General features: G+C 58.9%; 14 protein-coding genes. 2 read left to right on the top strand and 12 right to left on the bottom strand.

Translation table 11 applies throughout. From position 1 onward, the window contains the following. Positions 1–68: 68 nt before the first annotated feature. The 5 genes from rpsJ to rpsL form a co-directional block, all read right to left on the bottom strand. A complete protein-coding gene (rpsJ, locus tag NW845_RS02755; protein ID WP_011430161.1) occupies positions 69–386 on the bottom strand; it encodes a 30S ribosomal protein S10 in 318 nt (105 codons plus the stop codon). Positions 387–479: 93 nt separating this feature from the next. After that, on the bottom strand, positions 480–1,709 hold the full coding sequence (gene tuf / locus NW845_RS02750; RefSeq protein ID WP_414363849.1) for an elongation factor Tu: 1,230 nt from the start codon (positions 1,707–1,709) through the stop codon (positions 480–482). Positions 1,710–1,731: 22 nt separating this feature from the next. After that, complete coding sequence (gene fusA / locus NW845_RS02745; RefSeq protein ID WP_414363848.1) at positions 1,732–3,864, bottom strand: elongation factor G; 2,133 nt, start codon at positions 3,862–3,864, stop codon at positions 1,732–1,734. Positions 3,865–4,021: 157 nt separating this feature from the next. Further along, positions 4,022–4,492, bottom strand: coding sequence for a 30S ribosomal protein S7 (gene rpsG / locus NW845_RS02740; protein WP_414363847.1), 471 nt, complete (start codon positions 4,490–4,492; stop codon positions 4,022–4,024). Positions 4,493–4,557: 65 nt separating this feature from the next. Continuing rightward, positions 4,558–4,965, bottom strand: a complete 408-nt coding sequence (gene rpsL / locus NW845_RS02735) for a 30S ribosomal protein S12 (protein WP_414363846.1) — start codon at positions 4,963–4,965, stop codon at positions 4,558–4,560. A 133-nt stretch (positions 4,966–5,098) separates the two neighbouring features. On the opposite strand from rpsL, the gene NW845_RS02730 reads away from it, so the two are divergent. Then, on the top strand, positions 5,099–5,800 hold the full coding sequence (locus NW845_RS02730; protein WP_414376721.1) for a ComF family protein: 702 nt from the start codon (positions 5,099–5,101) through the stop codon (positions 5,798–5,800). Here NW845_RS02730 and NW845_RS02725 read toward each other — a convergent pair whose 3' ends face one another. Together NW845_RS02725 and NW845_RS02720 are read right to left on the bottom strand one after the other, a co-directional pair. Then, on the bottom strand, positions 5,801–6,739 hold the full coding sequence (locus NW845_RS02725) for a prohibitin family protein (RefSeq protein WP_414333480.1): 939 nt from the start codon (positions 6,737–6,739) through the stop codon (positions 5,801–5,803). It abuts the gene before it with no gap. Positions 6,740–6,845: 106 nt separating this feature from the next. Further along, positions 6,846–7,649, bottom strand: coding sequence for a prohibitin family protein (locus tag NW845_RS02720; RefSeq protein WP_414338532.1), 804 nt, complete (start codon positions 7,647–7,649; stop codon positions 6,846–6,848). Positions 7,650–7,885: 236 nt separating this feature from the next. Here NW845_RS02720 and NW845_RS02715 point away from each other — a divergent pair, with 236 nt between their 5' ends. Continuing rightward, positions 7,886–8,167, top strand: a complete 282-nt coding sequence (locus NW845_RS02715) for a hypothetical protein (protein WP_414376719.1) — start codon at positions 7,886–7,888, stop codon at positions 8,165–8,167. A 20-nt stretch (positions 8,168–8,187) separates the two neighbouring features. Here the strand turns inward: NW845_RS02715 and NW845_RS02710 are convergent, their stop codons facing one another. The 5 genes from NW845_RS02710 to NW845_RS02690 all read right to left on the bottom strand — a co-directional run bounded on the left by NW845_RS02710 (position 8,188) and on the right by NW845_RS02690 (position 15,287). After that, the gene (locus tag NW845_RS02710; RefSeq protein WP_414363843.1) at positions 8,188–8,823 is read right to left on the bottom strand and encodes a 4Fe-4S single cluster domain-containing protein; all 636 of its coding nucleotides are present in this window, start codon (positions 8,821–8,823) and stop codon (positions 8,188–8,190) included. A gap of 163 nt (positions 8,824–8,986) precedes the next feature. Then, complete coding sequence (locus tag NW845_RS02705) at positions 8,987–11,791, bottom strand: BPTD_3080 family restriction endonuclease (RefSeq protein WP_414376717.1); 2,805 nt, start codon at positions 11,789–11,791, stop codon at positions 8,987–8,989. Then, positions 11,772–12,176 carry a HEPN domain-containing protein gene (locus NW845_RS02700; RefSeq protein WP_414376715.1) on the bottom strand — a complete coding sequence of 135 codons (405 nt, stop codon included), beginning with the start codon at positions 12,174–12,176 and terminating at the stop codon, positions 11,772–11,774. Before NW845_RS02700 ends, NW845_RS02705 begins: the two co-directional genes overlap by 20 nt. After that, a complete protein-coding gene (locus NW845_RS02695; RefSeq protein WP_414376713.1) occupies positions 12,160–12,480 on the bottom strand; it encodes a nucleotidyltransferase domain-containing protein in 321 nt (106 codons plus the stop codon). The genes NW845_RS02700 and NW845_RS02695 overlap by 17 nt, the downstream gene beginning before the upstream one ends. After that, on the bottom strand, positions 12,477–15,287 hold the full coding sequence (locus tag NW845_RS02690; protein WP_414376711.1) for a site-specific DNA-methyltransferase: 2,811 nt from the start codon (positions 15,285–15,287) through the stop codon (positions 12,477–12,479). The genes NW845_RS02695 and NW845_RS02690 overlap by 4 nt, the downstream gene beginning before the upstream one ends. Positions 15,288–15,332: the final 45 nt, after the last annotated feature.

The following is a 15,332-nucleotide window of genomic DNA, read 5'->3' as shown; positions in this document are numbered from 1 at the left end:
CTTGCTCGACCGCTGTTGTCACCACCTGCCCCCTTGCCTCACCTAGCGCTGGATCCCCAAGCGGAGCCTCACAATTTCACCTCGATGTCTACCCCTGCCGGCAGATCCAGCTTCATCAAAGCATCGATGGTTTTGGAAGAGGGGGAGTAGATGTCGATAATGCGGCGGTGGGTGCGAACTTCAAAATGTTCCCGCGAATCCTTATCCGTGTGGGGGGAACGCAGCACACAGTAGAGGCGACGCCGCGTCGGCAAAGGGATCGGGCCAACCGGCACAGCCTCCGTACGGCGGGCTGTGTCCACAATTTTGTCGCAGGAAGTATCCAGCAGCCGATGGTCGTAGGCCTTTAGGCGGATCCGAATTTTCTGTTGCGTCAAGGTAGCCATAGTCAGAGAGAAGGTAGGGTGTACTCAAAAAAATGGCAGGGATCGAGCTTGCCTGGAGTGACCAGCGCCCAATCCCTGCCAGGAGAAAGCCGCTTACTTCAGGATCTTAGAGACCACACCGGCCCCTACGGTACGACCGCCCTCGCGAATGGCAAAGCGCATCCCTTGCTCGATGGCGATGGGCTGGATCAGCTCTACCGTCATCCTGACACGGTCGCCGGGCATCACCATCTCCGGCTTAGAGCCGTCGTCAGCCGTGAAGGAAGTGATGGTGCCGGTGACGTCGGTGGTACGCACGTAGAACTGAGGACGATAGCCAGCGAAGAAGGGAGTGTGACGTCCGCCCTCTTCCTTCTTGAGGACGTAAACCTCCGACTCGAACTGGGTGTGAGGAGTAATGGTCTTGGGCTTGGCCAGCACCATACCCCGCTCCACCTCGTTCTTCTGAATACCCCGCAGCAGCACGCCGACGTTGTCGCCAGCAATCCCCTCGTCCAGGGTCTTCTGGAACATCTCTAGACCGGTAACGGTGGTGGAACGGGTTTCTCGCAATCCCACCAGCTCCACGGTTTCGCCAACTTTGATGCGGCCCCGCTCGATCCGGCCCGTCGCCACCGTACCGCGACCGGTGATCGAGAAGACATCTTCCACCGCCATCAGGAAGGGCTTGTCTACATCCCGCTCCGGCGTCGGAATGTAGGAGTCCACCGCATCCATCAGCTCGTAGATCTTGTCCACCCAGGGATCCTCACCCCGCTGGGTTTTGGGGTTGGCCTGCATCCTTTCCAGAGCCTTGAGAGCGGATCCCCTGACAATTGGGATTTCGTCGCCGGGGAAGTCGTACTTGGAGAGAAGCTCCCGCACCTCCAGCTCCACCAGCTCCAGCAGCTCCTCGTCGTCCACCATGTCCACCTTGTTGAGGAAGACCACCAAGCTGGGTACCCCCACCTGACGGGCCAACAGGATGTGCTCCCGCGTCTGCGGCATTGGCCCATCGGCCGCCGAGACCACCAGGATGGCCCCGTCCATCTGGGCCGCGCCCGTGATCATGTTTTTCACGTAGTCAGCGTGGCCGGGGCAGTCCACGTGGGCGTAGTGACGCTTCTCCGTCTGGTACTCCACGTGGGCAGTATTGATGGTAATACCGCGGGCTCTCTCCTCTGGCGCCGCGTCGATCTCGTCATACCGCTTGGCTGTGGCCTGACCCAAAGCAGCCAAGGTCATAGTGATGGCGGCGGTCAACGTCGTCTTACCGTGGTCGACGTGACCAATGGTGCCAACGTTGACGTGCGGCTTGGTACGTTCAAACTTAGCGCGTGCCATGAATCGTCACTTCCTTTTAATTTCAGTTGGTTACTCCACTTCCTTTGCTTTTGGCGATGATGGCTTCGGCAATACTGCGAGGAACTTCCTCGTAGTGGCTGAACTCCATCGTAAAGATGCCCCGCCCTTGGGTTTTGGAGCGGATGTCGGTGGCATATCCAAACATCTCCGCCAAGGGAACCTTGGCATTGACCTTGGAGATGCCACCCTCTGTACTCATCCCCTCCATCTGGCCGCGACGGGCGTTGATGTCTCCAATAACATCCCCGACAAAGGCTTCGGGAACTTCCACCTCCACCTTCATCATTGGCTCCAGCAGGACGGGGTTGGCTCTGCGAGCAGCCTCCTTCAGCGCCATCGAGCCGGCGATCTTGAAGGCCATTTCGCTGGAGTCCACCTCGTGGTAGGAGCCGTCCACCAGGGTGACGCGAATATCGATCAGAGGATAGCCAGCCAAGACCCCGGACTCGCAGGCTTCGCGGATCCCTTGCTCGGCAGGCGGAATGTACTCTTTGGGGATGACACCACCCACAATTTTGGAGACAAACTCGAACCCCGTACCTGGTTCTGCTGGCTCCAGGTCGATGACCACATGGCCGTACTGGCCGCGGCCGCCAGTCTGGCGGATGAACTTTCCTTCCACGCGGCTAACTGGCTTGCGGATGGTTTCGCGGTAGGCCACTTGGGGATTGCCCACGTTAGCTTCTACGTTGAACTCCCGCAGCATCCGATCCACCAGAATCTCCAGGTGGAGCTCGCCCATGCCGGAGATGATGGTTTGGTTGGTCTCTGGATCCACCGAGACGCGGAAGGTGGGATCCTCCTTGGCCAGGGCCTGCAGCGCTTTGGAGAGTTTGTCGATATCAGCCTTGGTCTTGGGCTCGACGGCCACCGAGATCACCGGCTCGGGGATATATAGGGACTCCAGGATTACCGGCGCGTTTTCGTCGCAGAGGGTGTCTCCGGTGGTGGTATCTTTCAGGCCCAACACAGCTCCCAGATCGCCTGCTCGCAGCTCATCTACATCTAGACGCTCGTCCGCTTTGAGCACCACCAGGCGGGAGATGCGCTCTTTTTTGTTTTTGGTGGAGTTGAGCACATAGGTGCCCTTGGTTAGCACCCCAGAGTAAACGCGGATAAAGGTGAGGTCTCCGTACTTGTCGCTCATCAGCTTGAAGGCCAGAGCGGAGAAGGGCTCGTCATCGCTGGCCTTGCGCGATACCTCCGACCCGTCCGGCAGTACCCCCTTGATGGCGGGAATATCGATGGGAGAAGGGAGGTAGTCCACCACCGCGTCCAGCAGCATCTGCACACCCTTGTTCTTGAAGGCAGAGCCGCACAGCAGGGGCACAATTTGGCCGCTGATGGTGCCTTTGCGCAGACCAGCCATGAGGTCGGCTTCGCTCAGATCCTCCTCGGCAAAGTATTTCTCCATTAGGGCCTCGTCGGTCTCGGCCACCGCTTCCACCAGCTTGGCCCGGTATTCCGCCACCAGATCCTTCATCTCTTCGGGGATAGGGGCAGGGCGAATGTCCTTGCCGATCTCATCCATGTAGATATTGGCCTGCAGGCGCACCAGATCGACGATGCCGCGAAACTCGTCTTCGGCCCCGATGGGCAGTTGGATGGGCACGGCGTTGGCTTTGAGGCGCTCCCGAATCTGGTTATAAACCTTAAGGAAATTGGCCCCCATGCGATCCATCTTGTTGACGAAGGCGATGCGGGGCACGTTGTAGCGGTTGGCCTGCCGCCAGACGGTTTCCGACTGCGGCTGCACGCCCCCCACCGAGTCGAAGACGGCGATTACCCCGTCCAGCACCCGCATCGATCGCTCCACCTCGATGGTGAAGTCCACGTGCCCTGGCGTATCGATGATGTTGATGGTGTATTCCGGCGCGCCAGCGAGAGGTTGGGAGGGGTTTTTGGGATCCCGCTTGGTCCAACGGGTGGTGATGGCCGCGGCCGTGATGGTGATGCCCCGCTCCCGTTCCTGAGCCATCCAGTCGGTTACCGTGGTTCCCTCATGAACCTCGCCAATCTTGTGCACCAGACCGGAATAGAAGAGGATCCGCTCTGTGGTCGTGGTCTTGCCGGCATCGATGTGGGCCGCGATACCAATATTTCGAACTCGTTCCAGGGGAACTGTGCGTGCCACGTCAACCTCCCAATCCTCGTCGCCCTGCGACTCGGGCAAACTAAAAAAACCTTTACAATTCTAGTCTTTTTTTGCCCCTTCTCCTCCAGATCCAGCCCAGATCTCAGCAGATGGGAAGGGATCCCAGCAACATCCTCCTTCGCTCGGCCAGCAGGGCTCAGTAGCGGTAGTGGGCAAAGGCTTTGTTGGCCTCGGCCATGCGATGGACTTCTTCTCGCCGGCGGATGGCGTTGCCGGTTTCGTTGGCCGCATCCATAATCTCATTGGCTAACTTGGCAGACATGGTGCGCCCTGGACGGGTGCGGGAAAAGGTGACTAGCCAGCGCAGCGCCAACGAGGTTCCTCGCTCTGCTCTTACCTCCACAGGCACCTGATAGGTAGCGCCACCCACCCGCCGCGCTTTCACCTCCACCAAGGGGGTAGCGTTGCGAACAGCACTTTCCAGTACAGGTAGCGGATCCTGACCGGTGCGCTCTCGCACAATCTCTAGGGCGTCGTAGAGGATCCTGGCGGCAAGAGAAGCCTTGCCCCTCATCATCAACTTGCGGATCAGCATGGTAACCAAACGGCTCCCGTACTTGGGATCCGGGGGTACGTCACGACGAGGGGCACGGTTGCGGCGAGACATAGGAGCTGTGGAACTTGCTTAGAAGCTGAAGGCAGGATACAAAGGCTGACGTTTAGAGGAAGCTATTATTTCTTCTTGCCAGTGGCGGCCGGCGCTTGGCCAGGCTTGGGCCGTTTTGCCCCGTATTTGGAGCGGCCTTGCTTGCGGTCTTTCACTCCTGCGGCGTCGAGCGTGCCCCGAATAATGTGATAGCGCACGCCAGGCAAGTCCTTGACCCGCCCGCCGCGAATCATAACCACCGAGTGCTCTTGTAGGTTGTGGCCAATGCCGGGGATGTAAGCAGTAACTTCAAAGCCAGAGGTGAGGCGAACCCGTGCCACCTTCCGCAAAGCCGAGTTGGGCTTCTTGGGCGTTGTCGTGTACACTCGGGTGCAAACTCCCCGCCGCTGCGGACATCCTTTCAGGGCAGGTGCCTTGGTCTTGCGAGTGGCAGCCTTGCGCTCTTCGCGAATGAGTTGCTGAATGGTGGGCATGGGTTGGCTACAAGGGCTAGTCTTGATGATTCAGCAGTACCTAATCCTAGCAAGCAGGGATCCCGCCGTCAACTTTGTCAGCTCTCTAGCCCTCCCCTTGCGGCTAGACTGAGGCTAGCCGTGGAACTTGGCCATGGAGTGGCTGGATTGGTGGATTGCGCTTCCCTGTCCGCTCTGCCAGCGCCCCGCTAGGGGTGTGTTTTGTCGAGATTGCCAGAGGCGGTTGCAGGCGGAGCGGCTCGACTCTTGGCCGGTCACCACTTCGCCTTGGCCGCTTTATGCTTGGGGGATCCACCGGGGAGCGCTGCGCAGGGCTCTCTATTGCCTGAAATATGAAGGACAGCGGCGCATAGGCACGGTTTTGGGGGAATGGCTGGGATCCCGTTGGCTCGAAAGCCGGCAACCCTCTTCAGGCTCTCGTAGGGCCTACGGCTCGGACTATACGGTCGTCCCTATCCCGCTGCATGCGGAGCGCCTGCGGCAACGGGGCTACAATCAAGCGGCCCTGATCAGCCAAGCCTTTTGTGAGCGGACGGGTCTAAGACATTTACCTGAAGCTTTGGTGCGGGTGCGGGCCACGGCGGCCCAATATGAGCTCAACCCGCTGCAACGCCAGCAAAATCTGGCAGGCGCCTTTGCCCTCCAGCACGCTCCCGCCACCCCAGTTCTGTTGGTGGATGACATCTACACCACCGGCTCCACCGTTCAAGCGGCGCAGCAGGTCTTGGTTGCCGCTGGGATCCCGGTGGCCGGGGTGATTGTTGTGGCCAAAGCGCAGCCGGCTGCCCACCACCCCACCCTGCCCTGGGAGCTCCGACGGCGTGGCCAGGCCTGACTATTGGGCCTGTTGCGCGGCTGCCTGTCGGGGATCCACGTTGAGGAACACGGTGGCATCCCCCTCGACGCGAATGATGCGCAGAGGTGGCAGTGAGTCCGCCGGGTTTTGGATGCGCTCCTGCAGCTTTTCGTAAAACAGCAGATCCGCCAGTTGCGCGTTTTCCGCTGCCGCCTGTCCCTTTAGCTCGATGGCCCGCTGGTTGGCTGCCGCTAGGATCAACAGCCGCTCGGTTTCTTTTTGTTGAATTTGCGCCCGCACTGCTGCTGTTTGTGCCGTAATCGAGGCCACCTGTTTGCGTTCAATGGAATCTCGCAGGGCTTGTGGAAAATCGGGGTTGCCCAGAAAGAGGCCCTCTACCTGGATCAGGGGCAGGGCTTGGCCATCGCGGTTGACGGTGGGCATCTCTTGGCGGATCAAGTCCAGGGCCCGCTGCTCGATGGCTGTGCGTTGGCTTTTGCGGTAAAAATCTTCGGAATCGAAAGAAGCAGAGATATCGCGGATCTTGGAGCGCACTACCGGCACCACCACTGTCACAAGATAGTTCTCGCCGATGGTGGCGTGCAGCTCGTCCAAAGTGGCAAGGTTGGGCCTGAGGGCAATGGCCACATCGACGGCAAAAGCCTGCCCGTCAGCAGTGTTTACCGTGATGGCATTGCTGATGGCATTGGCCGAGTTGGGGTTGTTGGTAAACTCCCAAACGCGGGTGAGCACGCTGTAGGTGATTGGCGTCTCGATCCCCGGGATCCGGAACATCACTCCCGGCAATTCTACCCGCCCCTTTTGCAACCCAGAAAAGGTATTAAACACCACCGTGGCATGGCCGGGCAAAGTGACATACAGGCAGGCGCGGAGCATCCCCAAAGCTGCCAAGAGGGCAATCCCGCCCAAAGTTAGCCAACCAACTTTACTCTGGTGTGCTTCTTCTGTTGAATACATAGTGGCTGATCCCGTTTTGAGGTCTGAGGGAAGAGCTGGAGCAGATGGGGCCAGGCCCGAAAACTGTTCGCGTCAGCGGGACGGAGTCCTTTTTCTATTAGGTTTTCTATTTGGTTATCAAAGTTTCCAGCCGGGATCCCAGAACCGAGGCTTTCACCACCTCTAGGTACTTGGGATTCTGGGTGAGGGCCTGGGCCTTGGCTCGCAATTGGCCGGCTTCTGCCTCGGCTTGAGCAATGATGCTGCGGGCATCTTGGCGCGCCTGCTCGATCTCAAATTGTTTTTGCGCCAGTTGGTTTTCGGCGATAGTTTTTGCTTCAATAGCGGCTACAAAATCGGGATCGAAATCCACATCCCGCAGCAGAAAGTCCAAAACCTCGATGCCGTATTCCTTCAGCAAAAGGGCCACCCGTTCGCGAATTTGTCCTTGAAGCAGCGGGCGTTCGGTGGAATAGAGAGCTTGGGCGGAAAAGCCGCTGGTCTCATTCAAGATGACCGACCGGACGATGGGGGCAATGCGATCCAAGTAGTTCTCCCCCAGTTGGGTGTAGACCTTGGGGGCATCGAGAATACGAAATTGCAGCGTCGCTTCAGCCGCAATCTGCTGCCCATCCTGAGAGAGGGCCACCAGCCGCGGCGCATAGGCGGTCGGGTCGTTGTCCTTCCAGGTCAGAGCCTGCGTTTTTACGTCGAAGGTAACGGTGCGCGAGACAAAAGGCGGCACCCAATGCAGCCCTGGCTGCAAAGCAGTCGGGCTCACTCCCCCACCCCAGGTAAACAGCACCATATTCTCGCCGTTGCCCACCAAGCGCAGCGGCCTGCCCGCCGCCACCAGGATCAACGCCACTCCCACAAGGGTAGCTTTGGGCAACCAGCGACCCACCCGGCTTTCCCAACCTTCTGCTCGCATCTCTCCATCTCCTGCCAATGCAGCCATTCTCGCGGCTGTGAGAAGGTCGAGCTGAGAAACGGCTGCTATCTTTTAAGCTTTCTGCAGGGATCCCCGTCCTTTTTCTCAGACCCCCAGATGATGTTACTCGGTATCAAAAAGTTTACAAAAGATCACTTCACAATTCGCAAAGACCCAGGATAAGCCGGCAAAAAGGGAAGAAGATTAAAACATAATAAAGATTTGGGTTGCCGTTCATGCTGCCTACTATCGATTACGAGCGGCGAGATATCCAGGTGCCACCCTCCTGCATTGCCGTTGCAGCTCGGGCCTTGATCCGGCAGGGGGTATCCGTCTGCTGGGGGGAAGAAAGTCTGTCTGCCCTGATTCGTCTGGGATCCAAAGGAGCTGGCGATCGAGCTGCCATTTTGCTGGTGGAAATGAGCCTCATGGGCCAGCCGGAGGAGCTGAAAAACTGGCTGGAGATGTGCTGGCAACTGCCCGCCTATCGCCGCGAGCCGTTGCGGGTGGGGGGATAGGGGATCCCTGGGGAGGCGCGCTAGCCTCGCTCGGACTCGTCGAAGAGAAACTGCCCGCCGTAGCCGGTGACGATGCGGGTTCCATCTTTGAGGATATGGATTTCCACCTGGTCGCTAGCCCAATTCAGTTGGTTTTCCAAGGCAGGGTTAAAGACATGTACCCGCTGGTTGCGGGAAGAGACCAGCGAGTGGGGGGAGCGAATGGCCTGGGATTGCAGATAGGGCCCGTCCACCAAAATATCCAGCTCCTGCAGCAGCTCTTGGGCGCCGGGGGGAGCCTGGGGGGATCGCAACTCTTCCAGCGTGAATCCACTGAAGGCCATCGCCGTTAGCCCTTTCGCCTTCAGGAGCCGCGCCAAGCTGGCCAGGGCGGGAGCCTGCCAGAAGGGCTCCCCTCCTGAGAAGGTCACTCCCTCGTTTCTGGGGTTGCTGAGGATTTGCTCGGCCAGATCGGTGATCTTCACCAGTTGGTTGACCTCAAACGGCCAAGAAGCAGGGTTGAAGCAGCCCGGACACTCCCGCAGGCAGCCCTGCACCCAGACCACGGCGCGCCGGCCTGGCCCATTCACTTCCGATTCGTCCACATATCCCATCAGGTTGAGATAACCGGGAGGGATCCGCGCCTGAAAGTCCAGTGCGATCTTTGCCTTGGACATGGGTCACCTGCTGCAAAACGGCTTTGAGACTACTCTTAGCCTAGTGGGAAGCCGAACGCGAAAGCTGCAATCTTATAGTCATTTCAAATTCGGAGATGTCTCCACAGCGCTCCGCGCCGCTGACGCCCTCACCCCCAGCCCCTCTCCCTCTGGGAGAGGGAAGTCAGAGAATGTCCCGTATCTCGCCAGGGTGACGTGCCACCTTCCACCGCCAGCGACCGAACGCGCCATGGGCATTGACGGCCTGCGTCCACTCGTCCAGATAGCGCTGCTTCACCCGGTCTAGTTCGGTGTTTTGTCCCTTCGTTTCCAAAATGAGCATGTCGCCGTTGGATAGCCGCACAAGAAAATCTGGCCGATACTTGCGTACTACGCCACCATACACATACAGGACTTCGAAGCCCAGGTGATCGTTCTTTGCCCAGGCGCTCACGGCGTCGCTGTTGTCGAGGACGTAGGCATCTGATGCTTCCCAGGTGCTGTCGTAGACGCAGACGTTGATGTGCGACTTGCGTGTGCGTTCACAAGGTTTGCTCGTGTACCAGGTGCGCATTTGACCTGTCGAGCCGATGGGATGATCGCGGTCGAAGACTGGAGTAAGCCGCTCGGTGTTCTCCTGCCGCACCGCCTCGCAGACATGTTGCACAACTCGTGACATGTTGAGGGTGATGATCAGGCGGCGGCGCAGTTCATCCTGATAAAAAAGAGGTGGGGAGATCAAGATGCGGTCAGAACGAATGAACTGCTCGACAATCCGCACCAACTGCGCCAGCAAGATTTCGCGACTGCCTTTCCAGCTTGGCTTCATCTGATCGAACACATCCCGGGCAGTTGCGAAGATAATGCGCTGGGTGCGAAATTCCCGCGCCAACCGCTCTAGCTCAATGCGGCTGATCTGGGTCACGTCTGGCTTGCCTTCAAGAACTGGTGCCAGTTCTGCCACCTGCGGTGTCTGGGCAGCGTTTAGTTCTAGTGGCTGCACCTTTGACCAATCGAGAGTCAACGTTGGTTGAAGTACGCGCTCGATGCGCACCACATTTGGCCAGCGGATCTCAAACTCTGCTTTGGTCGGATCCGGCTCCACCGCGGTCTTGGGTGTTGGTGGTGGCGGCGGGCCATCTCCGCTATCCTCGTGCGGCAAGAAAGTGAAAGGCACACCGAAGATATTGACGTATTCGGGCTCGAGCAGCCCCGTTTGTGGGTTGACCTCGTAGGATGTGCGGCGCAAGCCTCGACCCACAACCTGCTCGCACAGAAGTTGCGAAGTGAAGGCCCGTAGCCCCATGATGTGCGTCACGGTTTTGGCATCCCAGCCCTCGCTCAGCATCCCGACGGAAATGACATTCTGGATTTTCTCGCCGGGCTGCCCTACCTTACCCACCGTATCTACGATCTTTCGCAAACGTTCTGCCTGCTCTGCTTTGGTCAACTGACGTTCGACTGGTGCGTCTTCCTCTTCTCCATCCTCAGCCTCGTCTGAGGCTTCCACCACTGCAGTGGGCTCCTCCTTTGCCTCAGCCTCTTCTAACACCTTCGAGTCGATGTGCAGGATCCCTTCTGGGTTGCAGAGCTCGTCGATGGGAATGCGCCGTGAGTCGAAGGCGTGTTTCACCCGCGCCGCTGTCTCGGTTCGGTTACAGACGGTGATCATCACGGGCGGCGTGGGCAGGCCAGCCGCTTTCCAGGCCTTCCACGTCTCACGCCAGTCGTAGCCCAGCAAGTAGTAGGCGTTCAGCACCAGGTCGGGCAGCGGCTCCTCTGGCTTGGCCTGGCGGTTCAGGTCGTCCTTCACGTCGGGGTCGTTGTAGATGTGATAGAGCCGCGACTTGTAGGTCTTGGCATCCGGCACGGCGTCGTCGCGCACCACCACGCGCGGGGTCTTCACCAGCCCCGATTCGATGGCGTCGTTCAGCCCAAAGTCGCTGACGATCCAGCCGAAGAGCGCCTCCTCGCTGCTCTTCTTTCCCGACGGCGCAAAGGGGGTGGCAGAAAAGTCGTAGCAGGTCAGGATGCCTCGCGAGCGATGCAGACGATCCAGTCCGCCTACCCAAACTGTGGCTTCTGCGGCGCTGTCTCTTAAGCCATGCTGGCGCAGATACTTACCTTCCGCCTCCCAGTTGACGCGCCAGGCGTGGTGGGCCTCGTCGTTGATCACCAGCAGGTTGCGGGCATTCGCCATCTCGCCCAGCACCTCGCGGGTGTAAGCTTCGTCACTCTTTGCGCCGCGCTTGTCTACGCTTTTGCGCTTCTTGATCTGTTCCTCGCTCTCCCAGGCTAGGGCGTGCCAGTTGCGAATCAGCACTTTGCCCTGCCGCAGTTTGTCCAGCAGGGCAGAGGGCACAATGTCGAAGGCCTCGTAGTAGTTGCCTGCGCCCGCCGGTTCTAGAACAGCCAGCCGTTTCTTGACCGTCAGCCCAGGCGCAACGACCAGCACGTTCTTCGAGAAACGTGCGTCCTGTAGGTTCGCCACCTTGTTGAGGATGTGCCAGGCAATCACCATCGCCATGACGATGGTCTTGCCCGTACCAGTTGCCATCTTGCAGCACCGCCGATCAAAGTCCCCACCGTCGCCAGGGATCTCAATGCCCACCCGCTCGGCAGGCGGCGCCTCGGTTAGCCAAATGAGCGTCTCCACAGCCTCCAACTGGCAAAAGAAAAAGCGACGTCTGTCGAACTCCTCAGGGTCACGCCAGTGATCCAAGAGCCGCTTGGTGATACTGGTCACACCCGGGTAGCCTGCCTCACGCCAAGCCTTCACGCGCGGGCGGATCTGGTTGACCAGCGGAATCTCCACAAAGATCCCGGGATCGTCGAAAGACTTTGATCCGGGCGTTGCCACTACGTACCCTGCCGGGCGGCGGCCTCCGACCAGTTCAAATAGCCTTGTCTCGCGGTTGTAGCGCCAGTGTTGCCGCGGCTCCTCGTAGGGCGAGTTGATGATCAGGCGGTCAATGGTAGTCCGAGCCATTGCTTTTCTCCCGTTCCGTTGCTGCACTGACTTCTTCCGCTGCCCAACGGCGAATCGCTGTGAGCAGACTTGCCACCTCTTGTTGGGGAACAGGGGCAAATTCTGTGTCGTCGTAGCGAAAGGCAACAGCAAAAGGGTTGAGTTGGCGGAGTTGATCTTCCTCAACCGGCAACAAGATGCCCCGGTCACCAAGCAGACGCGCCAGCTTGACCAGGTCATGGGTGCGTGTAAATTCGATCTGTTGGGCAAACAAGACCGCTTGCTGGGCATGGAAATAGAGGATAGAAGGGTGAACCTCCGGATCTTTTTTCAACACTTCAAATGCCTTGAGGTCGCGATCGGCCAAGCGCAGGGATCGCCAGGCCTCTTCAAGATGGGGCTTCATAGAGGGCTCTTCCCTCCTTGCGCACCCAGTACAGTACGGTGCCCGGAACCTGACTGCGCCGTTGGTATTCGGCCTCCGAATAAACCAGCAGATCAAGCCCTGGGCCAATCGAGCCCACAGCTTTGTGCAAGCGGATCATTTCGCTATACGGGTCGGACACTTCTGGTTCAATCACAATAAGATCCAGGTCAGAGCCAGCATCGGCGTCGCCGCGGCCATAGGAGCCAAACAAAAGTACGCGGCTGGGCTGTGCCACTGCCACGATCCGTTGAACAATTTCTTGCAGAGCTTGCTCGTCAATCATGTCTCCACTCTTATGACCTTCAGGCTCTCGATGCCCCGGTCATCCACGATCTTTACGGCAATGCGCTTGTGCTCGCCCGGTGCAAAGGGCAACGAGACTGTACCGCGGTACGCCTCAATCAGCTCCTCGTCGATTTCAGCTTTAAGGTTGCGCGCCAGCTTCGCCCAGCCATCCTTCTCGCCCGCCATTGGGAAAAAGACCTGCCGGGGATAGAGGCTGCGTCCGTCGTAGTCGGTATCGAGCAGCCAAAGAGCGATCTTGTCTGCGCTACCCGATTCAATCTGCCCGGTCTTGGTGTTGTAATAATCAAAACCGTGCACCACGACGCGCAACTTGCCTTCGTCGGGACCCGAGGTGATCCGCTGCACTTCCACATCAGGTTGCCCAATCAACCAAAACGATTCGTTGCTGGCGCGCTTTTTCTTGAGGTCGTCGGTCAAGAGGTCGGCGTTCATTTGGACTTTGAGGAACTGCATGCCGGCCAGCTCGGGCTTCATCTCGTCAATATCCTTGGCCGCTTCGGGATCGAACTGGAAAGCGGCAAAGATCAGCAGCTTGGGTTTGGGAACAAGCATCCGTGCTTCTTCCCAGGCATGCTCGACCTGCCGCTGCTCAAGTGGGCCATATTCCGGGCCAAAGGAGACGACCACGCGCATCGGGTCATAGGCTGGAGCCGACTCGCGCACGGTATTTGCCCCTTCGTCGCTTGGCCGCGTTTCCCCCTCGGCATGCAGCCAGCGACAGCCAGGAAGCGGCTCTAGGCGGGCAAAGCGGATGTATTGCCCCTTCTTGCCGCGAATACCGGTGCGTAGCAGCTCGTCGCGCCATTCGGCCTGGCGCAGGGTCTCGCCGGAGCGGGCAATGGACATGTCGGCAGGTTGCGGCTTCTCCTCTAAAATCTCATCCACCGACTTGACCACAGGCGCAGGCACGGCCTCGACGGTGAACGGGCCGGTGACGCGCACCTTTTTGCGGTCCACAAAGGGCTGGTCGTAAAGCGTCTCCTGCGGCGCGTGGCGGGCAATGGCGGCGTCGATCTCCTTTTGGAGCGTACGACGCGCCTGATGAAAACGCTCGAAGGGATCGCGCGCTTTTTCCGGCCAGTCGGCAGGAAACGCAAAGGGCACCTCCCATTCCACCAGTTCGTTGACCTTGACTACCTGGCCGGCGGGCATGGTGAAGGTTGCCGTGTCGGGCGCGGCGAAGTCCACGAAGTGGCCAGACCGGCCGCCCTGGGTAACCTTAAATTGGACAGGATGACCCTTCAATGCCGCGTTGAGCTCAGCCAGGGCTTTTTCCACCGCCGGATGCAGGCGGGCATAGATGCCGTCAATCTCCGGGTTGTTGGCGATCGATTTGAGTGTTACATGCGGCACGGTCTTGTACTTGAAGCCGCTGCCCACACCCTCTTCGGGACGCGCCAGCTCGTAGTAGTCGAAGACGGCGGTCATCAGCCGCTGGCGGGCGAGCGTGATCGCGACGCGTGAGGTATCGCAAGTGATCCAGCGCCGTCCCCACTGCTCGGCGACATAGGCGGTGGTGCCCGAGCCGCAGGTGGGGTCGAAGACCAGGTCGCCCGGGTCGGTGGTCATCAGGATGCAGCGTTCGATGACTTTGGTGCGCGTCTCAACCACATACTTCTGATCTGGATTGAAGCCGGCAGTGTCGTCCCACACTTCAGACAGCACCTTGAGCGGATAGTCGTCGATGAAATATTTCCACCGAAGTTTGCTGCCATCCTTAGTTATGCGCCCTGTTTGTTTCAACGCCTCCATGCCATCGGGATAGGTCAGCTTCCAGTGGCTGTTCTTGTTGGGCCTGAAGGTTTCTCCTTCGAATTGGAGTGGCGTATCTTCACCCGGCGGCCCCGAGCCCTCTAGGCTTACAAGCTGGAAGACCCTTGCTCCTGCTGGCAACAGCGACGGATCGACCATCTCGGCCCGGGTAATCTTTCGCACGGTACCGTCGGGTAGCTCCACATTACTATAGAAGGCATCAGGTAGCTTTTCAGAATACAACTGGCGATATTTCAGATGTTCTTTATTCCTGGCATACCAGATCAGATAATCGCTCGTCCGGCCTAACTCGTTGGATACCATGCTGCCGGTTTTAGCGAACGTGATAAGTCGCACAAAATTCCCCGCTCCAAACACCTCATCCATCAAACACCGCACCCGGTGCACGTTCTCATCGCTGATCTGCACAAAGATGCTGCCGCTTTCGGTCAAGAGTTCCCGCGCCAGCAGCAGCCGGTCACGCAGGTACGTGAGATACGAGTGGATGCCCAGCTCCCAGGTGTCGCGGAAGGCGCGGATCTGCTCCGGCTCAGCGGTCAGGTCCTCGTCCTTGCCGTCCTTGACGTCGCGCTTGTTCACAAAGGGCTGGAAGTTGGAGCCGTACTTGATGCCGTAGGGCGGGTCGATGTAGATCATCTGCACCTTGCCGGCCATCCCCTCCTTCTCCAGCAGTGAGTTCATCACGAGCAGGCTATCGCCGGCAATCAGGCGGTTGGTCCAGCCGTGCTTGTGCTGGTAGAACTCAATGGCCTGGCGCAACGGTTCCTTACGTTCTTCTTCGAATAGCCCCAGTTGCACGGGTTCGGCTTGGCCGTTCTTCTTCCGTACCGCTTCGATGATGGTGCGCGGATCGATGCGCTCGTGGACGTGCAGGGAGACGGTCGGCACCTCGAACGAGGTATGCTCGGCCTTGCCCGCCCAGACGAGTTGCGGGTCAAGGTGGGGGTCGTAGGCGTAGCGCTTTTTCTTTTGGCCGGCGTCGGGGTCGTTCTCGGGCGTTACCAGCCCCACGAGCGGGTTGTTGACGCGCTCTTTGTATGTCTCATATACACATCT

This window comes from Synechococcus sp. H60.2, assembly GCF_047462315.1.
Taxonomy (GTDB): Bacteria; Cyanobacteriota; Cyanobacteriia; order Thermostichales; family Thermostichaceae; genus Thermostichus.
This window is presented reverse-complemented; position numbering and strand designations above follow the sequence as displayed.